Raw genomic sequence first — 17,637 nt, forward strand, 5'->3', positions numbered from 1 at the left:
TTTCTCTAGAAATAGAGAGTAAGAATTTGCTTGGCGACCATAGCGATTTGGACCCACCTGATTTCCATTCCGAACTCAGAAGTGAAACGAATTAGCGCCGATGGTAGTGTGGGGTTTCCCCATGTGAGAGTAGGACATCACCAGGCTTTACATTTTGGACATCTGCTTATGCGGATGATACCACTGCGGAGTGGTAGTTCAGTTGGTTAGAATACCGGCCTGTCACGCCGGGGGTCGCGGGTTCGAGTCCCGTCCACTCCGCCACTTATTCGAGACCTCAGCAGAAATGCTGAGGTCTTTTTGTTTGTGTTCAGTTAGGTTGGTCTTCGACCAATGAGTCCCGGTCGTGTGCGACCCCAGCCTCTCCGCCACTTATTAGAAAGCCTAGTCGAAAGACTAGGCTTTTGTCGTTTATGGCACATGGTTTCCCTTTCAGGGAAATCGAGTCCCGCTTGTGTGCAAGTCCAATTGCGCGCAAGCCCGGCCATTCCGCCATTTATACCATATATGGTATAAATAGCGTTGCCTCATCCAATGCCATACCAGTTCTATTGGGTTCAACTCTGGAGAATAGGGCGGCAGTTTGATGACACTGACGTTACATTGGCAATGTCTTCTGGACGCCGTCCTGCGCCATCCATAACAACAACTGCGTGACGTCCTTTCTCTGTGACTGTCGATATTTGTTTTAAGTGCCCTATCATGATGTCTTTATTGACCCAAGGGGCGACGATAGCCTCACCAATTCCTTTGCTGGGACAGACTGAACCGAACAGATAGGCATACTCAAATTGTTGTTACTTCACGACTCTTGGACGCGTTCCCTTTTCAGCCCATATGGCCGGGGATCTTAAGGATCGTTTCGATTTTGAATTTTTTAAATCCTCCTGGATTTCTTGAGGCTGTTTAGGGTGTTTTGAGCGGGAAGTTATCTATGAAAAGCCTATGTGGTCGAGTAGGTAATAGATAGAGTCTGCTTGCCAAATTCTTTCACGATATAAGCGTGGATATCGGCACCAGTCAGTCCCAGTCAGTCGTCCGCCTTGTGTGTCATTGGTGTATTGGCTCAATTGATCTCTTTGCTCGGAAGTTAAGGGGGGGGGCTTCCTGTTCTTGGCTTTTCCTGCAGTCCTTCATTATCTTGAAAATCGTTGCTCAATGCTCATGCATACGTCCTATTTACTCTCAAGAGGGATATTAGCGGTACAACTAGGGGGATGGTGCTGGTATCGAGTTTCTTGGCAATATGGAGCTTTGTAGAAAGCCTGTCGAGGTTAGCCAAGGAGGTTCTTCGTCATATACAAAGAAAAGCCGCGACCTAAAAAGGTAGCGGCTTGTTCTATAACAATTTTTAATTACGGTCTTAGTTCATGCCGTATTTTTTAAGTTTCTTGCGAAGAGTACCGCGGTTGATACCCATCATAGTTGCTGCGCGAGTTTGGTTACCGCGAGTGTATTGCATGATGGTATCTAGTAGTGGCTGTTCAACTTCAGCTAGAACTAATTCGTATAGCTCTGTGACTTCCTGGCCGTTTAGTTGAGCAAGGTAGTTTTTAAGAGATGCTTTAACAGAGTCACGTAAAGGCTTTTGAGTAATCTGGTCTTGTGACGTTACTGTAGTTACTGTTAATGCTTCTGAAGTCAGATTTTGTTCGAACATATTCGGTCTAGCTCTTCTCTTAATTATGATGCAACGTTATCAAAATAACCTTCTAACGCCTCTATTTGCAGCGGGGCTGCATCGATAGCGTTGAAGGTACGGCGAAACTCACTCGCTTGCTCATGCTCTTTTAGATACCAACCAACGTGCTTACGCGCGATACGTGGGCCTAAGTACTCTCCATAAAATTCATGCAGAGCATTCACATGGCCAAGCATAATGGCTTTCACTTCCTCTGCCGGAAGCTCATCCATCGTGGTGCCGTTTTCCAAATAGTGATGGATTTCCTGGAAAATCCAAGGACGACCCTGGGCAGGGCGTCCAATCATTAAAGCGTCCGCACCGGTGTACTCCAGTACAAATTTGGCTTTCTCCGGGCTATCGATATCACCGTTCGCGATAACCGGAATTGAAATTGCCTCTTTTACCGCTTTAATGCTGTCGTATTCGGCCTCACCTTTGTACATACATGCTTTTGTTCTACCGTGCAGTGCAAGAGCCTGTATGCCGCAGTCTTCGGCTAATTTAGCGATTTGGAGACAGTTTTTGTTTTCTGTATCCCAGCCAGTTCGGGTCTTCAACGTTACAGGAACGTCAACAGCATTCACTACCGCTTTCAAAATCTCTTCGATAATGGTTGGGTATTGAAGCAGTGCAGAACCCGCCAGCTTTTTATTCACTTTCTTTGCTGGGCAGCCCATGTTGATGTCGATGATTTGCGCACCGTTTTCAACACTGAATTGAGCTGCATCTGCCATAAGCTGTGGATCGGAACCGGCAATCTGTACAGAGCGAACGCCCGATTCGCCTTCATGTACCATGCGCTGTTTCGACTTTGACGTTTTCCATAGTTTCGGGTTAGCAGACATCATTTCACTGACCGCCATTCCTGCACCATACCGAAGACACAACTCGCGAAACGGTCTATCCGTTACACCAGCCATTGGGGCCACGATTAGATTGTTCTTAAGTTGATAGTTTCCAATTTTCAAAACGTCATCACAGTTCTGTACTAGCAAGGGCGCGCATTTTACGCATTTTTTTACTGCGTGAAAAGACTAATATTTGAGCATTTACAAATTGTTTTTGTAAATAGTATGAATTTCAATCAATTAGCCTTTAAATCCTTGTCTAGCCTTGCTTACGACCAGAGATGCGACACCATTCTTTTTGCTCAATGATAGGGTCTATGTGAAGCTCATCACGGTAGTAGTTAGCAACGTCTTCTGCTTGGGTGTCTAAAACGCCCGACATAGCAAGGTCACCATTTGGCTTCACCAGACTTTTAATGACAGGAGCAAGTTCACGCAAAGGGCCTGCAAGAATATTGGCAACCACCACGTCAGCGATCAGGCCTTCAGGCTGATTTTGAGGTAGGTAAACTTCAAGTTGGTCGGCAACACCGTTACGCTCTGCGTTGTCGCGAGAGGCTTGTAAGGCTTGAGGATCAATGTCGATCCCGATGACTTTTTCTGCGCCTAGTTTGATCGCGGCGATCGCCAGAATGCCAGAGCCACAACCAAAGTCGATGACTGTCTTACCCGTCAGGTCCAGGCCTTCTAGCCATTCCAGACAAAGTGCTGTCGTTGGGTGAGTACCCGTTCCGAATGCCAGGCCAGGATCGAGCATAACGTTTACAGCGTCTGGCTCAGGAACGTCACGCCAGCTAGGACAAATCCAAAGGCGCTCACCAAATTTCATTGGGTGGAAGTTTTCCATCCATTCGCGTTCCCAGTCTTTGTCTTCTAGCTGCTCTACTTTGTAAGCAAAATTGTCTGCAAGCATGTTACTTGCTTTGATTTGGTCGATGATGAAGTTGGTATCGGCTTCTGCATCGTACAGTGCCAGAATATCAGTATCGCCCCATAAGCGAGTTTCGCCAGGCAGAGGTTCGAATACAGGCGTATCCTGCGCGTCTAGGAACGTTACAGACAGCGCACCAGTCTCTTCCATTAGCATGTCGCCGATTTGCTCAGCGTTTTCATTGGTCGCGTTGAGTTTGATTTGAATCCAAGGCATTGGTTTTTGCTCTTACAGTAAATGAAGTGGCGCAGAGTTTACCAGAACTCTGCGATTTGTTTGAGTATAGATAATATACAAAACAAAAATGCCCACAGATGTGGGCATTTTTCAGGAGTTCAATCAAGGCTTATTGCAGGCCTAGTTTCTTCTCTAGGTAATGAATGTTGGCACCACCGTGCTGGAAGTTCTCATCATTCATGATTGAAACTTGCAGTGGCACGTTAGTTTTGATGCCTTCAATGATCATCTCACCAAGTGCATTCTTCATACGTGCAATCGCTACATCACGGTTCTCACCGTAAGTGATCAGTTTACCAATCATTGAATCATAATGCGGTGGTACTGAGTAACCCGTGTAGATGTGTGATTCCCAACGTACGCCCATGCCACCTGGAGAGTGGAAACGCTCAATCTTACCTGGAGATGGCAGGAAGCGCTCGGGGTCTTCTGCGTTGATACGACACTCAATCGCATGGCCGCGGATCTTAATATCATCCTGAGTGAATGACAGAGGCTGGCCAGCTGCAACACGTAGCTGCTCTTTGATGAGGTCGATACCTGTAACCATTTCTGTTACTGGGTGCTCTACCTGAATACGAGTGTTCATTTCGATGAAGTAGAACTCACCGTTTTCGTATAGGAACTCGAACGTACCTGCACCGCGGTAACCGATTTCGATACATGCACGAGTACAACGCTCACCGATGTACTTACGCATTTCTTCAGTGATACCTGGTGCTGGTGCTTCTTCCACCACTTTCTGGTGACGACGTTGCATTGAACAGTCACGCTCGCCTAGGTGGATAGCACCGCCTTGGCCGTCAGCAATAACCTGAACTTCAACGTGACGAGGGTTTTCCAGGAATTTCTCCATGTAAACCATGTCGTTGTTGAACGCCGCTTTCGCTTCTGCACGTGTCATAGCGATGGCTTGAATCAGCTCTTTTTCAGAGCGAACAACGCGCATACCACGACCGCCGCCGCCGCCTGATGCTTTGATGATGACTGGGTAACCAATGCGTTTAGCAAACGCTTTGTTTTTATCTTCATCATTGTCCAGTGGGCCGTCAGAACCAGGCACACAAGGAACGCCAGCTTTCTTCATTGCATTGATCGCTGATACTTTGTCGCCCATCAAGCGGATAGTTTCTGCTTTTGGACCAACAAAGATGAAGCCGCTACGCTCAACTTGCTCTGCGAAGTCTGCGTTTTCTGACAAGAATCCGTAACCGGGGTGGATAGCTACTGCCCCCGTTACTTCTGCTGCAGAAATGATACGTGGAATGTTTAGGTAGCTGTCGATACCACGAGCAGGACCGATACATACGGTTTCATCTGCAAGTAGTACGTGCTTAAGATCACGGTCAGCTGTTGAGTGAACAGCAACGGTCTTAATACCTAACTCTTTACAAGCGCGAAGAATACGAAGTGCAATTTCACCTCGGTTCGCGATGACTACTTTGTCTAGCATAAGGCAAGCCTCGCTTATTCGATTACAACTAGAGGTTGGTCGAATTCAACTGGTTGGCCGTCTTCAACTAGGATTGCTGTAACAACGCCAGATTTGTCCGCTTCGATTTGGTTCATCATCTTCATTGCTTCAACGATACATAAAGTGTCGCCAGCGTTAACTTTTTGGCCTACTTCTACGAATGATTTTGCGTCTGGACTTGGAGAGCGGTAGAAAGTACCAACCATTGGAGAAAGAACTTGGTGACCCGCAGGTACTGCTGCCGCTGGAGCTTCAGCTGCTGGTGCTTCAGCTGCTGGTGCTTCGGCTACTGGCGCCGCTGCTGCTGCTGGTGCAGGTGCTGCTACCGGAGCTGCTGCGTAGTGAACTGGTGCTGGAGCCGCTGCAGCGCCGTGACGACTGATGCGTACTGATTCTTCACCTTCTGAAATTTCTAGCTCAGCAATGCCAGATTCTTCAACTAACTCGATTAGCTTTTTGATTTTACGAATATCCATCTTTTCTTTCTCTTTTATCTTGTGATTAAGACAACCCCGTAGGATTGCAGAGTGTAAGGGTTACTTTGTCTGAAGTTTGTTAATTACGGCAGACAGAGCAAATTCATAACCTTGTGCGCCCAGACCACAAATCACCCCTTCAGCTTTATCTGACAGGTATGAGTGATGGCGAAACGGCTCACGTGCATGCACGTTTGATAGGTGCACCTCGATAAATGGGATGGCGACGCCAAGTAATGCATCTCGCAGTGCTACACTGGTATGAGTGAAAGCAGCTGGATTGATGATGATGAAATCAATCTTACCGTAGGCGGCATGAATGGCTTCAATCAGTTCGTACTCACGATTTGATTGTAGGTGTTCTAATTCCACCCCTGCATTGTGAGCTTGCTCCGTTAGCGTATTCACAATTTGTGCTAAGGTGTTATTACCATAGTGTGTCGGTTCGCGCAGACCTAACAGATTAAGGTTTGGTCCGTTTAGAACAAGAATCCGTGACTTTGCAGACATTATGTTGCTATCTTCCCTTATCGTGAGTGGAACGTTTATATTCCCAAATATACGATAATTCAACACGATTTTTTTGTTAAAACCGAGCAAAATTTAAAAAATCGACCAAGATTATAGCTAATTCACAGCAATTAGCAGCAATTTACTGGTCTAATCTCCCAATGGCTCACCTTGTTTCTGCAACCAAGTTAACAAAAATAACCTAATGACCACATCAAGATTGTGGCCAAATTGCGTCCCAAAGCAAAAAACCGCCATCAAAGTGGCGGTTTTCTGTTATGTATTTAAAACTGGCTAGTTAGCTTACGCCAGCTCAGCTTTTTCAGCGATGAGCTTGTCTACGACGCTAGGGTCTGCAAGCGTTGATGTGTCACCCAGATTGCTGGTATCGCCAGTTGCAATCTTACGCAGAATTCGACGCATGATTTTACCAGAGCGAGTCTTAGGTAGGGAATCCGTCCAGTGCAGCACATCGGGTGTGGCAATTGGACCGATCTCTTTGCGCACCCAGTCTTTGACTTCTTTGTGCAGCTCCGCTGAAGGGAATTCACCGTCGTTTAGCGTGATGTAAGCATAGATAGCCTGACCTTTGATGTCGTGCGGGATACCGACAATGGCTGCTTCTGCAATCTTGTGGTGCGCGACTAGGGCGGATTCAATCTCTGCGGTACCCATACGGTGTCCAGATACGTTCAATACGTCATCCACTCGGCCTGTGATCCAGTAGTAACCATCTTCGTCACGACGAGCGCCATCACTGGTGAAGTACATGCCCTTGAAGGTTGAGAAGTAAGTCTGCTCGAAGCGTTCATGGTCACCATAGACTGTACGCATCTGACCTGGCCACGAATCAAGAATCACAAGGTTGCCTTCAGCTGCACCTTCAATGATGTTACCCATGTTATCGACAAGCGCAGGTTGTACGCCGAAGAATGGACGGGTCGCGGAACCTGGTTTTAGATCTGTAGCGCCTGGTAGTGGAGCAATCAAGATGCCGCCTGTTTCAGTTTGCCACCAGGTATCGACGATCGGAGAATTCTCATTACCGATGGTCTTGTAGTACCACTCCCATGCTTCTGGGTTGATTGGTTCACCCACCGAACCCATGATGCGAAGGCTGGAACGAGACGTGCCTGCAACCGCTTCATCACCTTTTGCCATTAACGCGCGGATAGCAGTAGGCGCGGTGTAAAGGATGTTCACTTGATGCTTATCAACCACTTCGCTCATACGGCTTGTGCTTGGGTAGTTTGGCACACCTTCAAACAAGATGGTTTTAGCGCCGTTTGCTAGTGGGCCGTAGATAAGGTATGTGTGACCCGTAATCCAACCCACGTCAGCGGTACACCAGAAGGTTTCACCTGGTTGGTAGTCGAAGACGTATTTAAATGTCATTGCGGCGTAAACCAGGTAACCACCTGTGGTGTGTAGTACGCCTTTTGGTTTACCCGTAGAGCCTGAGGTGTAAAGGATGAACAGTGGGTCTTCCGCTTTCATCTCTTCTGGAGGGCAAACGTCAGAAGCATTTGCAGTTGCTTCATGCCACCAGACATCGCGGTGATCATGCCATTCTACATCGCCACCAGTGCGCTTAAGAACTAACACTTTATTGATGGTTTTCACTTCTGGGTTGGTCAGTGCTTCGTCCACGTTCTTTTTCAGTGGAACAGCACGTCCGCCACGAACGCCTTCGTCAGCGGTGATGACAACTTTAGCGTCTGAGTCAATGATACGGCCAGAAAGGGCTTCTGGTGAGAAACCGCCGAATACCACAGTGTGGACTGCGCCGATGCGGGTACAAGCCAGCATTGCCACGGCGGCTTCAGGTACCATTGGCATGTAGAGACAAACTACGTCGCCTTTACGTACGCCTTGATCTTTCAATGCGTTTGAGAATTTACATACTTCTTTGTGTAGTTCATTGAACGTCAGCGTTTTATCGTCTGCAGGATCATCGCCTTCCCAGATGATTGCCACGTCGTCGCCGTGTTCTGCCAGATGGCGGTCAATACAGTTTGCTGAGACGTTAAGTGTGCCGTCTTCAAACCAGCGGATGTCGACGTGACCCGTGTCGAAAGAGGTGCTTTTTACTTGGGTGAAAGGTTTAATCCAATCAACGATTTTGCCGTGCTCGTTCCAGAAGCCCTCTGGGTCGGTTACCGACTGCTGATACATGGCTAGGTAGGTTTCATTATCCGCGTGTGTATGAGTTTTAATGTTTTCTTTTACCGGATAAACGTGGGCTTCGCTCATGGCTTCTCTCCTTGTGCCTTTATTTCTCGGCCTTACAACAATCTACATAAGACTTTGAATCTTTACTTTGTCGGGCTGTTGTATTTACCCGTTCTATAAACATTCTGATTTTCTTAAACATAATGAATAGAACGGATATTTGTTTTAAACAGTTGGTCGTCGCAAGACTGACCTTGTGCTTATAACTGTCAGTCACAGCGCGTATTTCCACAATTAGACTTTAGGATGATAGAGAGGGATCTACCGAAAAAGGATTGAAATAAAAGTAATTTTGGGAGCCAGGTCAACAGGAATTAAGTGTATGGCACGCTGAGACTCGGTAAATCGCCTTTGGTCAAACGCACAAAAACCAATGCTGCGGATATCGCATCTTGCAAAGCGTCGTGCTTGTCTTGAATTGGTAGCTCAAGGTGCTTGCAAATGGCATCCAGACTTAAGTCGAAATAGGCATTAGGTAGATGTCGCTCCAGCTTGTCGTGGTAAATCTGGCTTACTTCAATAAGAGGGTTGGGCAGAGGGAAGCCCAGTTGTCTTTGACAGGCGAGATCCAAGATTTTTTTGTCGTAGCGAATGTGGTAGCCGACTAACGGTCGATTGCCGATAAAGTCGATGAGCTTCAGTAGGGCATCCTTTTCGCTGATGCCGTCGACTAAATCCTGATGGCGAATTTTATGGATTTTCACCGAGCCGGAATCGAGCGATTGTGGTGCACGTAGGTGCACTTCAAATGGCTGGCTGGTGATGATGCGGTTATCAATGATCTTAGTGGCTGCGATGGTCACCAGCTCGGCTCTATTGGGATCTAAGCTGGTGGTTTCGCAGTCGAGAGAAACCAGCTCGGTTTTATTTGGTACACAAAATAGCGACTGATAAGGCGAGCCTTTCAGCTTATAGTGCCAATATTTTCGTTGTAGCCAATTCATCCCAGATACCTCTTGTACAACTTACCGGGCTTAATCACGGATCTGATAGTGGAAGCCTAAAAACTGCTGAAATTTTTTCACTACGTGCAGGCTATGGCGCAGTAAGTCTCGCTCTGTTCGGTCGAGTCGTTTAATGTCGATATTGTTCAGCGCCTCTTGTTGATTCAGTTGCTGATTGAGACGCAGCTTAAAGAACAACTTGAGTGCTTCGTTTAAGTTGTCCGCCGTTTCTGGCTCTAAAATTCGTTTGTTTCTTAAAGCTTCTATACGGGCAAAGGTATTTTTCTCTTCAATGGCATGTTCTAGGGACAGCGTTCTAATGCCGTGTACAATCGGGAAAATACCGCCGCGTTTGATGTCTAAGCCATCTTTGGCACTTTTTACGTTACCAAACAGCGTGAGTGGCACTGAAAATTGCAGCGCTGGTCGGGTGAAGTCAGATAAGATCAGCATGCGATCTTTCATGGCGTCTCTGAGGTGAGTGGTGACGGCCGTGAGTAGATCTCGGTTGCCCGCAACGGCTTGTGCATCACTAAAGATGGCTAAGTCCATGATTTGTTCCGGCTGCGCCTTTGCAATCCAATTGTCTAGGGTTCTGATCCACTCCGATTGAGATTTGACCCATTTTGGATTGTTGACCATGACTTTTCCGGGACATAGCGGATAACCCAATTGCTGCAGGGTGTGGGTGAATGACTGCATCACCTGCTCACTGTGTGACCACTCTAAACCGTCTTTAATGATCAGCGCGTTATCTTGGTCGGTCTTAAGGACTTGTTCTCCTCGGCCTTCCGAGCCTAAAACAATTAGGCAGCAGTGGTCGTGTAGTGCTGGTGGCACAACCAATTCAAACGCTTTTTCGATAATTTGTTCATTTACAGCCGATATCAGCTCCATGATAAAGCGGGTGCGAATGCCGTTCCTCACTAGGCTCTCTACCAACTGACGTTGTCGATTGGAGGCAAGGGCAAGCTCTTCGACACTGCTGGCTCTGGCGATGCTGAGTGTGAGCACGTGCGAATGAGTGGAGAAAGCACTGAGGATCTGAGTCATATCCAACATGCCAATGGCTTGATTACCATCGCATACCATCAAGCGTTTCATCCGGTTACGCGTCATCGTAATCATGGCATTAAACAAGAAGTCGCCTTCATCTACGTGGTAAACCGGAAAGGTAGCGATCTCGCCCACTGGTGTATCGACAGCGTGATCATCTAACATCACCGAGTGAAGCATATTGGTGCGCGTGACAATGGCATATGGGTGTTCAGACGGCCACTTTTCCAGACGAGGGTCGTCAGGGTTTAGCTCAACTAAGGCGGCATCGATGCCATTTTCTTTTAAGGTTTTTGTTACCTCGTTGATAGGCGTTTCTGGTGCAAGGATCATAGGAGGATGATAAATGCCCTTATCGACTTTGGTCAGAATAAATTCAGCTAGATTCTGCTGTTGCTGCGCCGCTTCGATTAATGCCTGTCGTTTAGACAGGTTGTTATCGAAGTATGCGGCGAACTGCCCATTCTCGTTATAGAGTTCAAGAAACACTTCTTTTGGCAGCAAATAGGACAGCGTATCCTCAAGTGCCACATACTGATGACGAACGCTCCCTTCAAACAAAGAACGGACATCAAACATATCGTCGTTGGCATAGTGAGCGAAAACTTCGTTCTGGTCTTTGGAGCGCTCTTCCACTGCGCCTTTGATCAAAATATGCAAATGAGGGTTGGATTGCCCACAAGATAAAATCACATCTCGAGTTCGATAGTATGCCACGTCGAGAGACGAACGCAGTCGCGCTTGTTGCTTGCTGGTCAGGCGGTCGAACGGTGGAGAATGCATATTGAATTTATCAGGCATAAGGAACCCTAAAATGGAAAGGAACACACATTCTAAGTCTGACAAATTTCTTTCTATTAGCCAGACGACTTTGGTCTAAATTCAGAACATTGAAACCCAAGTTTTTAATTTTTAATACTTTGTATTCCATCGAGGAAACGGTAAGTTGCCGATTCTTCCCTTTTTCTACTCCGTTTCGCGATCCATAATCCTCGCTCATAACGTTGGTGTTCCCATTTTAGGAAAATAATAATGCTAAAACCTTCTCCGTATGGCTGGATCTCCCAGTACTTTCTCGGGTTCTTTTTTGCGTATGGCGTCTATCTGCCATTTTGGTCGTTGTGGTTTAAAGAGCAGGGCGTCTCTCCAACCGATATTGGTTTGCTAGTTGGTTTAGGCCTGGCAACACGTTGTGTGGCGAACTTAGTGATAACCCCGCGCATTCATAAAGTAGAGCACTTAATGCCAGCTTTACGATGGGTGAGTTTCGCTGGTCTTATTTTTGTTGGATTTCACTTTTTTACCGGCGGAAACTTTTGGCTGATGGCGTTAGCAACTGTATTGTTTAACGTATGTTGCGGACCAATCATCCCACTCTCGGATGCGATGGCGAATTACTACGCTCGTTTGAACATGCTGGATTATGGGCGCACGCGTTTATGGGGCTCGATAGCGTTTATCGCTGGTTCTACCGTGGTTGGTTACTTAGTGGCAGGTTTTGGTGCGGATATGATTCTGTACACCGCCATGGCGGGTTTAGTTGTCGCTTGGTTGTTTGCGATGCGTGTGACTAACCCAATGCCGGTAACGCTCGGTGACCAGCACGCTGAGCGTCCAAAATTGTCGGCACTGTTAACCGAGAAATCCGTCCTTAAGTTTTTAGTACTTGTATCGCTGATTCAAGGTAGCCACGCGGCGTACTATGGCTTTAGTGCGATCCACTGGAAATCCGCTGGGCACTCTGAAGATGTGATTGGTTATCTTTGGAGTCTAGGGGTAGCAGCAGAGGTTGCCGTGTTTGCATTAAGTAAGCGCCTATTTGCGGGCTGGTCTTTACGTACTTTATTTGTTATTGCCGCTCTTGGTGTGATGATGCGTTGGGGGATCACGGCCGGGACAACGTCGATTGTCGCTTTGGTCGTTGTACAGATGCTGCATGGTGTGACCTTTGCGACGGCTCATATTGCCGCCATCCAATACATTCAGAACTCTGAAGAGAACAAGATGGTCGCCTTGCAGGCGTTGTACAACGCGATTGCTCTGGGAGCGTTTATCGCACTCATGACCGTGCTTAGCGGCTGGGCTTACGAGCATTGGGGCTCACTTGTGTTCTGGGGGATGGCAGTTATGGGATTGATTGCACTGTTTATAAAACTGGATCCGCAAGAGCCTGCAAGGCATGTTGTTGACCTGTCTGATAAAACACTTGAAACACAGAATTAGACTTCTGTGACAAAGGTTAAAAACTAATCTTTGTCTCTGTTGTGAAAGCAGTGTTAAATGAAGCCTCTCCCTTACGGAGAGGTTTTTGTTTTTTGTAAGCAAGGTCATAAAGGATATCGGATGCAAGGATGGCTGGTGGTTCCCGTTTCTTTGGCGTACTTGGGAGCCCTATTTATAATCGCGTGGTATGGAGACAACCAGAGAAGGTGGCTAGCCAGATGGCGGCCTTGGATCTACAGTTTGTCTATTGCTGTGTATTGTACCTCCTGGACGTTCTACGGCACGGTGGGCCAAGCGAGCAGTAATCCCTGGTCTTTTTTGCCGATCTACATTGCGCCGATTCTGGTCTTTACGCTTGGTTGGCGAGTGCTTGCCAGACTGATATTGATCGCCAAGCGCGAACACATAACCTCTATTGCTGATTTCATTGGCGCACGTTATGGAAAATCGCAGGGACTAGCGGTTGCCGTGACGCTGATTGCCGTCGCGGGGATTCTTCCTTATATCGCATTGCAGTTACGTGGCATCACCATGGGGCTGGAAATCATTGCGCCTGAGCTTGCGTCAGACTTCGGTTATGAGAACGACAGTGTCTCTTGGTTTGTGGTGATGGCACTGGCTATCTTTACCATTTTATTCGGCACACGCCATATCGATAACACCGAGCATCACCGGGGCATGATGATGGCGATCGCCTTTGAGTCGATCATCAAGCTGATAGCTTTTTTAGTGGTGGGTGTGTTTATTGTCTGGTTGGCAATGAGTGCAGAAAATCTCAGTTTGATAGATGTAGCGACACAAACCTATCAGCCACCAAATATTCCGACCATGCTGATTCATACCATACTCACCATGCTGGCGATCGTTTGTTTACCGCGTCAATTTCATACCATGGTGGTAGAAAACGAGCGCGCTCAGGATCTGCATGTCGCCCGTTGGTTGTTCCCACTGTACCTGATTTTAATGGGTATTTTTGTACTGCCGATTGCGTGGGTAGGGCAAGGGTTGTTGAGTGGTGCATCGCCAGACACCTTTGTTATCAGTGTGCCGATGGCGGTAGGTGCCAGTGAGATCGCTTTACTGGCGTTCCTTGGTGGTACATCAGCGGCGAGTGGAATGGTGATCGTCTCGACTATCGCGTTAGCCATCATGGTGTCGAATGATTTAGCGATGCCACTGCTTCTGCGCCGTATGCGTCTTTCACAACGTAATCATCAGCACTTTTCTCAGTTATTGCTGCGTATCCGTCGTGCACTTATCCTGCTTCTTTTGATTGGTGCATGGGGCTTTTATCAGGCACTTGATAGTATCCACTCACTCTCTGCAATAGGTTTTCTCTCGTTTGCAGCCATCACCCAATTTGCGCCGGCACTGATCGGCGGGATGTATTGGCGTCAGGGAAACAAGAAGGGCGTTTACGTCGGCCTTGCGGTTGGCTTTACCATTTGGCTGATCACTCTGATGAGCCAAACTGACATGCTGGCGGGTAACTCCAGCAGTAACTTCCTGATTTGGCTTATCACGCCACCCGAGATGCTAAGTCAATTTAATATTGCGGTTTCTGACTGGGGTATGATCCTCAGCGTCGCGGCCAATACCGCCTGTTTTGTCGTCGTTTCTCTGATTACTCGTCCAAGCCTAAGTGAGCGCTTACAATCGGCTTCGTTTGTTGGTACACCGTTACCAGAAAGCGAAAATATGAGCCTTTACCAGAGCCGCGTGACCGTGGCTGAACTGGAAATGCTCGCTTCTCGTTTTGTTGGGCGATCACGCGTTAAAGTTGCGTTTCAGGCCTATTGGAGCCAGCAACGTGAAGAGCTGATGCCGAACCAGCAAGCTCCGTCTTCCTTGATACGACACACAGAACGTGTGCTCGCGGGGGTCTTCGGCGCTTCTTCTGCTAAGTTAGTACTTACTTCTGCCTTGCAGGGAAGAAATATGCAGTTGGAAGAAGTCGCGACCATTGTTGATGAAGCTTCTGAACTGTACGATTTCAGCCGGGGATTACTGCAAGGTGCAATTGAGCACATCGGGCAAGGTATCGCGGTGGTTGATAAGCAATTACGGCTGGTGGCATGGAACCAGCGTTATCTTGAGTTGTTTGAATTTCCTCCCGGGTTAATTCAGGTCGGTCGTCCGATCGCGGATGTGATTCGCCACAATGCGGAGCAAGGGCTATGTGGTCCAGGTGATCCAGATGACCATGTTCGTCGCCGGGTTTACCATCTTGAGCAAGGGACGCGGCATACCTCTTCGCGTGTTCGCCCTGACGGACGCGTGATTGAAGTGCAGGGGAATCCGATGCCGGGCGGCGGTTTTGTTATGAGCTTTACTGACATCACCGTGTTCCGCGATGCCGAACAAGCACTAAAAGAAGCCAATGAGACGCTTGAGGAACGTGTGCGACTTCGTACCCGCGAACTAGAGCTGCTCAACAAACAACTGGTAGCGGCAACACAACGTTCAGATTTAGAGTCTAAGTCGAAATCACGTTTCTTGGCGGCGGTGAGCCACGACCTGATGCAGCCGCTGAATGCTGCCAGACTTTTTGCATCTTCACTTTCTGAAGTGGCCAAAGACGATGAGGTGAAAAAGCTCTCCTCTCATATCGAAAGCGCGCTCGGCGCAGCAGAGGATTTGATTGGCGACTTGTTGGATATTTCCCGCCTAGAATCGGGCAAGCTTGAAGTGCATGTGTGCGGTTTTGCTGTGAATGATGTGCTGGCCAATCTGAATGCTGAATTCAGTGCATTAGCCAAACAACAGGGCATTGAATTTACCATGATCCCTTCCTCACTGACGGTGAACTCTGACCCTAAACTTCTGCGTCGAGTAGTGCAAAACTTTCTTACTAACGCGTTCCGCTACAGTCCAAACGGCAAAGTCGCTTTGGGTGTGCGTCGTGTCAAAGGTCGAGTGCGTATTGATGTCTGGGATAACGGTATGGGCATTGAAGAAGAGAAACAACAGGAGATTTTTGAAGAATTTAACCGAGGCTCTCAAGTTCGCTCCGATCAGGGCCTAGGGTTGGGGCTGGCGATATCAAAGGGAATAGCGCAGGTGCTGGGACATGAAATCTCGATGCGTTCATGGCATGGCAAAGGTAGTGTTTTCTCTATCACGCTCGACAGAGCCGAGAGTGTGCAGGTTCTTAACACAGTGAAGATGCCAAGCAGTGCTCAGTCTGAACTTTGTCACCTGAAAATTCTTTGTGTCGATAATGAGCCTGATATTTTGGTTGGCATGGAAAACTTATTGTCACGTTGGGGCTGCGATACTCGGCTGGCCACCGACTTGGTCGAAAGTCTACAAGCGTTGGATGATGGCTGGATACCTGATGTGATTTTCTCAGATTATCGATTGGATAACGGACGCACTGGATTGGAAGTGCTGCAACAGTGCCGCCTTCGTCTGGGTAATCGCTTTGAAGGTGTCATCATCAGTGCGGATAGGACTGACGATATGCTCGATGGCATCAAAGCGAATGGATTTAGCTTTATCGCCAAACCCGTTAAACCGTTGAAGTTACGTTCGGTACTAAACAGAGTGGCCTAGTTTTAGTTATCTTATAGTTAGATAAAGACCTCCAGTTGGAGATCTTTATCTTTGAGGCTGGATGAATTACTCAGCCACCCCGCCTTGCGTCAATTTGGTTGGATTCAGCAGTTTCTCCAGTGTCGCACGATCTAAGTCGGTTTCCTCTTCAGCGACATCAATGATAGCACGTCCTTGTTTATAGGCTTTTTTTGCTATTTCTGCTGCTTTTAAGTAGCCGATCACCGGATTAAGTGCGGTCACCAGAATGGGGTTCTTGGCTAATGCAACATCGAGGTTGTCTTGCCTGACTTCAAACGTTGCAATCGCTTTGTCTGCCAATGCTGTAGCACTATTCGACAATAGTTCGATACTTTCCAGTACATTATGAGCAATCACTGGCAGCATTACGTTGAGTTGGAAATTACCTGACTGGCCCGCAATAGTAATCGTGGTGTCATTGCCAATCACCTGAGCACTGGCCATGGCTGCGGCTTCTGGAATCACAGGATTTACTTTCCCAGGCATGATGGATGAGCCCGGCTGTAGGCCCTGTAATTCGATTTCTCCCAACCCTGCGAGTGGACCGGAATTCATCCAGCGAAGATCGTTTGCGATCTTCAGGATCGCAACTGCTGCTGTTTTAAGCTGTCCGGAGACTGCCACGATCGCATCCTGACTGCTGAGATTAAAAAAGAAATTAGGGCTGGATGAAAAGACCACTTTTGTGGACTGAGACAGGTTATCCGCAAATAAAGCGGCAAAACGTGGATCAGCATTGATCCCAGTCCCTACAGCAGTGCCACCTTGTGCCAAGGCTTTTATAGCGGGCAGAGTATGCTCTATCGCTTTTTTGGCGTGCTCAATCTGAAACTGCCAGCCACCAAGTTCTTGTGCGAAGGTAATTGGCATCGCGTCCATCAGGTGAGTTCGGCCTGTTTTGACCACGTCTTTCAAATTCTGCTGTTTAGTGCTAAGTGTCTGGATAAGATGGTTGAGCGCTGGGAGCAACTGTTTTTCGATAGAGAGTGCGGTACTCACTTGAATCGCGGTTGGTACCACATCGTTACTACTTTGGCCCATATTGACGTGATCATTTGGACTGACGTTCCCGCCTAAATTGTCTGAGGCAAGGGTAGCGATCACCTCATTGGCATTCATATTTGAGCTGGTTCCAGAGCCGGTTTGAAAGACATCGATTGGAAACTGTTCAAGGTACTTTCCGTCGATGATGGTCTGTGCGGCATCCGCTATCGAATTCGCAATATCCCCTTCAAGCAAACCTAGCTGTGCATTGGTGAGAGCTGCGGTTTGCTTGATATAGGCTAAGGCGTGGATAAAGCCTTGTGGCATGGTGTGTTTACTGATAGAAAAATTATCCACGGCACGTTGGGTTTGAGCTTGGTATAGGGCTTCTGATGGGACTTGTACTTCGCCCATACTGTCAGTTTCGATACGGAATTCCGAGGTCATGGTAGGTCCTTTTGT

The 17,637-nt window shown here is 47.7% G+C and carries 12 protein-coding genes, 1 tRNA gene and 1 rRNA gene; 4 read left to right on the plus strand and 10 right to left on the minus strand.

Annotated elements, in window-relative coordinates:
• The first annotated feature begins 29 nt into the window (after positions 1 to 29).
• Positions 30 to 146, plus strand: a 5S ribosomal RNA gene (gene rrf, locus OO774_RS00890).
• Positions 147 to 187: 41 nt separating this feature from the next.
• A tRNA-Asp gene (locus OO774_RS00895) sits at positions 188 to 264 on the plus strand.
• Positions 265 to 1,363: 1,099 nt separating this feature from the next.
• On the opposite strand, the gene fis is transcribed toward OO774_RS00895, so the two are convergent.
• From fis to OO774_RS00940, 9 genes are all read right to left on the minus strand, one after another.
• Complete coding sequence (gene fis / locus OO774_RS00900) at positions 1,364 to 1,660, minus strand: DNA-binding transcriptional regulator Fis (RefSeq protein ID WP_000462885.1); 297 nt, start codon at positions 1,658 to 1,660, stop codon at positions 1,364 to 1,366.
• A 23-nt stretch (positions 1,661 to 1,683) separates the two neighbouring features.
• A complete protein-coding gene (gene dusB, locus OO774_RS00905) occupies positions 1,684 to 2,652 on the minus strand; it encodes a tRNA dihydrouridine synthase DusB (RefSeq protein ID WP_264903922.1) in 969 nt (322 codons plus the stop codon).
• Between the two features lie 139 nt (positions 2,653 to 2,791).
• The gene (gene prmA, locus OO774_RS00910) at positions 2,792 to 3,679 is read right to left on the minus strand and encodes a 50S ribosomal protein L11 methyltransferase (protein ID WP_264903923.1); all 888 of its coding nucleotides are present in this window, start codon (positions 3,677 to 3,679) and stop codon (positions 2,792 to 2,794) included.
• Positions 3,680 to 3,809: 130 nt separating this feature from the next.
• Positions 3,810 to 5,153, minus strand: a complete 1,344-nt coding sequence (accC, locus tag OO774_RS00915; RefSeq protein WP_264903925.1) for an acetyl-CoA carboxylase biotin carboxylase subunit — start codon at positions 5,151 to 5,153, stop codon at positions 3,810 to 3,812.
• 14 nt (positions 5,154 to 5,167) lie between these two features.
• Entirely contained in the window at positions 5,168 to 5,650 is a 483-nt protein-coding gene (gene accB, locus OO774_RS00920; RefSeq protein ID WP_264903926.1) for an acetyl-CoA carboxylase biotin carboxyl carrier protein, read from the minus strand.
• A 60-nt stretch (positions 5,651 to 5,710) separates the two neighbouring features.
• Positions 5,711 to 6,160, minus strand: coding sequence for a type II 3-dehydroquinate dehydratase (aroQ, locus tag OO774_RS00925; RefSeq protein WP_264903929.1), 450 nt, complete (start codon positions 6,158 to 6,160; stop codon positions 5,711 to 5,713).
• A 303-nt stretch (positions 6,161 to 6,463) separates the two neighbouring features.
• Entirely contained in the window at positions 6,464 to 8,413 is a 1,950-nt protein-coding gene (acs, locus tag OO774_RS00930; RefSeq protein WP_264903931.1) for an acetate--CoA ligase, read from the minus strand.
• Positions 8,414 to 8,706: 293 nt separating this feature from the next.
• Complete coding sequence (locus OO774_RS00935; RefSeq protein WP_264903933.1) at positions 8,707 to 9,336, minus strand: 3'-5' exonuclease; 630 nt, start codon at positions 9,334 to 9,336, stop codon at positions 8,707 to 8,709.
• A 30-nt stretch (positions 9,337 to 9,366) separates the two neighbouring features.
• Positions 9,367 to 11,193 (minus strand): DUF294 nucleotidyltransferase-like domain-containing protein, encoded by a 1,827-nt coding sequence (locus tag OO774_RS00940; RefSeq protein WP_264903936.1) that lies wholly within the window; start codon positions 11,191 to 11,193, stop codon positions 9,367 to 9,369.
• 231 nt (positions 11,194 to 11,424) lie between these two features.
• Here OO774_RS00940 and OO774_RS00945 point away from each other — a divergent pair, with 231 nt between their 5' ends.
• Positions 11,425 to 12,615 carry a 3-phenylpropionate MFS transporter gene (locus tag OO774_RS00945; protein WP_264903939.1) on the plus strand — a complete coding sequence of 397 codons (1,191 nt, stop codon included), beginning with the start codon at positions 11,425 to 11,427 and terminating at the stop codon, positions 12,613 to 12,615.
• A 120-nt stretch (positions 12,616 to 12,735) separates the two neighbouring features.
• Complete coding sequence (locus tag OO774_RS00950; protein ID WP_264903941.1) at positions 12,736 to 16,170, plus strand: PAS domain-containing hybrid sensor histidine kinase/response regulator; 3,435 nt, start codon at positions 12,736 to 12,738, stop codon at positions 16,168 to 16,170.
• Between the two features lie 66 nt (positions 16,171 to 16,236).
• Here OO774_RS00950 and OO774_RS00955 read toward each other — a convergent pair whose 3' ends face one another.
• Positions 16,237 to 17,622, minus strand: coding sequence for a class II fumarate hydratase (locus OO774_RS00955; protein ID WP_264903943.1), 1,386 nt, complete (start codon positions 17,620 to 17,622; stop codon positions 16,237 to 16,239).
• Between the last annotated feature and the right edge of the window lie 15 nt (positions 17,623 to 17,637).

This window comes from Vibrio sp. STUT-A11 (assembly GCF_026000435.1).
Classification (GTDB): Bacteria; Pseudomonadota; Gammaproteobacteria; order Enterobacterales; family Vibrionaceae; genus Vibrio.

What these genes read in the sequence shown, in the direction of transcription:
- acs (WP_264903931.1), bottom strand. Translation starts at nt 8,413, where the DNA reads ATGAGCGAAGCCCACGTTTATCCGGTAAAAGAAAACATTAAAACTCAT.
- OO774_RS00955 (WP_264903943.1), bottom strand. Translation starts at nt 17,622, where the DNA reads ATGACCTCGGAATTCCGTATCGAAACTGACAGTATGGGCGAAGTACAA.
- accB (WP_264903926.1), bottom strand. Translation starts at nt 5,650, where the DNA reads ATGGATATTCGTAAAATCAAAAAGCTAATCGAGTTAGTTGAAGAATCT.
- OO774_RS00950 (WP_264903941.1), top strand. Translation starts at nt 12,736, where the DNA reads ATGCAAGGATGGCTGGTGGTTCCCGTTTCTTTGGCGTACTTGGGAGCC.
- accC (WP_264903925.1), bottom strand. Translation starts at nt 5,153, where the DNA reads ATGCTAGACAAAGTAGTCATCGCGAACCGAGGTGAAATTGCACTTCGT.
- aroQ (WP_264903929.1), bottom strand. Translation starts at nt 6,160, where the DNA reads ATGTCTGCAAAGTCACGGATTCTTGTTCTAAACGGACCAAACCTTAAT.
- OO774_RS00940 (WP_264903936.1), bottom strand. Translation starts at nt 11,193, where the DNA reads ATGCCTGATAAATTCAATATGCATTCTCCACCGTTCGACCGCCTGACC.
- prmA (WP_264903923.1), bottom strand. Translation starts at nt 3,679, where the DNA reads ATGCCTTGGATTCAAATCAAACTCAACGCGACCAATGAAAACGCTGAG.
- fis (WP_000462885.1), bottom strand. Translation starts at nt 1,660, where the DNA reads ATGTTCGAACAAAATCTGACTTCAGAAGCATTAACAGTAACTACAGTA.
- OO774_RS00945 (WP_264903939.1), top strand. Translation starts at nt 11,425, where the DNA reads ATGCTAAAACCTTCTCCGTATGGCTGGATCTCCCAGTACTTTCTCGGG.
- OO774_RS00935 (WP_264903933.1), bottom strand. Translation starts at nt 9,336, where the DNA reads ATGAATTGGCTACAACGAAAATATTGGCACTATAAGCTGAAAGGCTCG.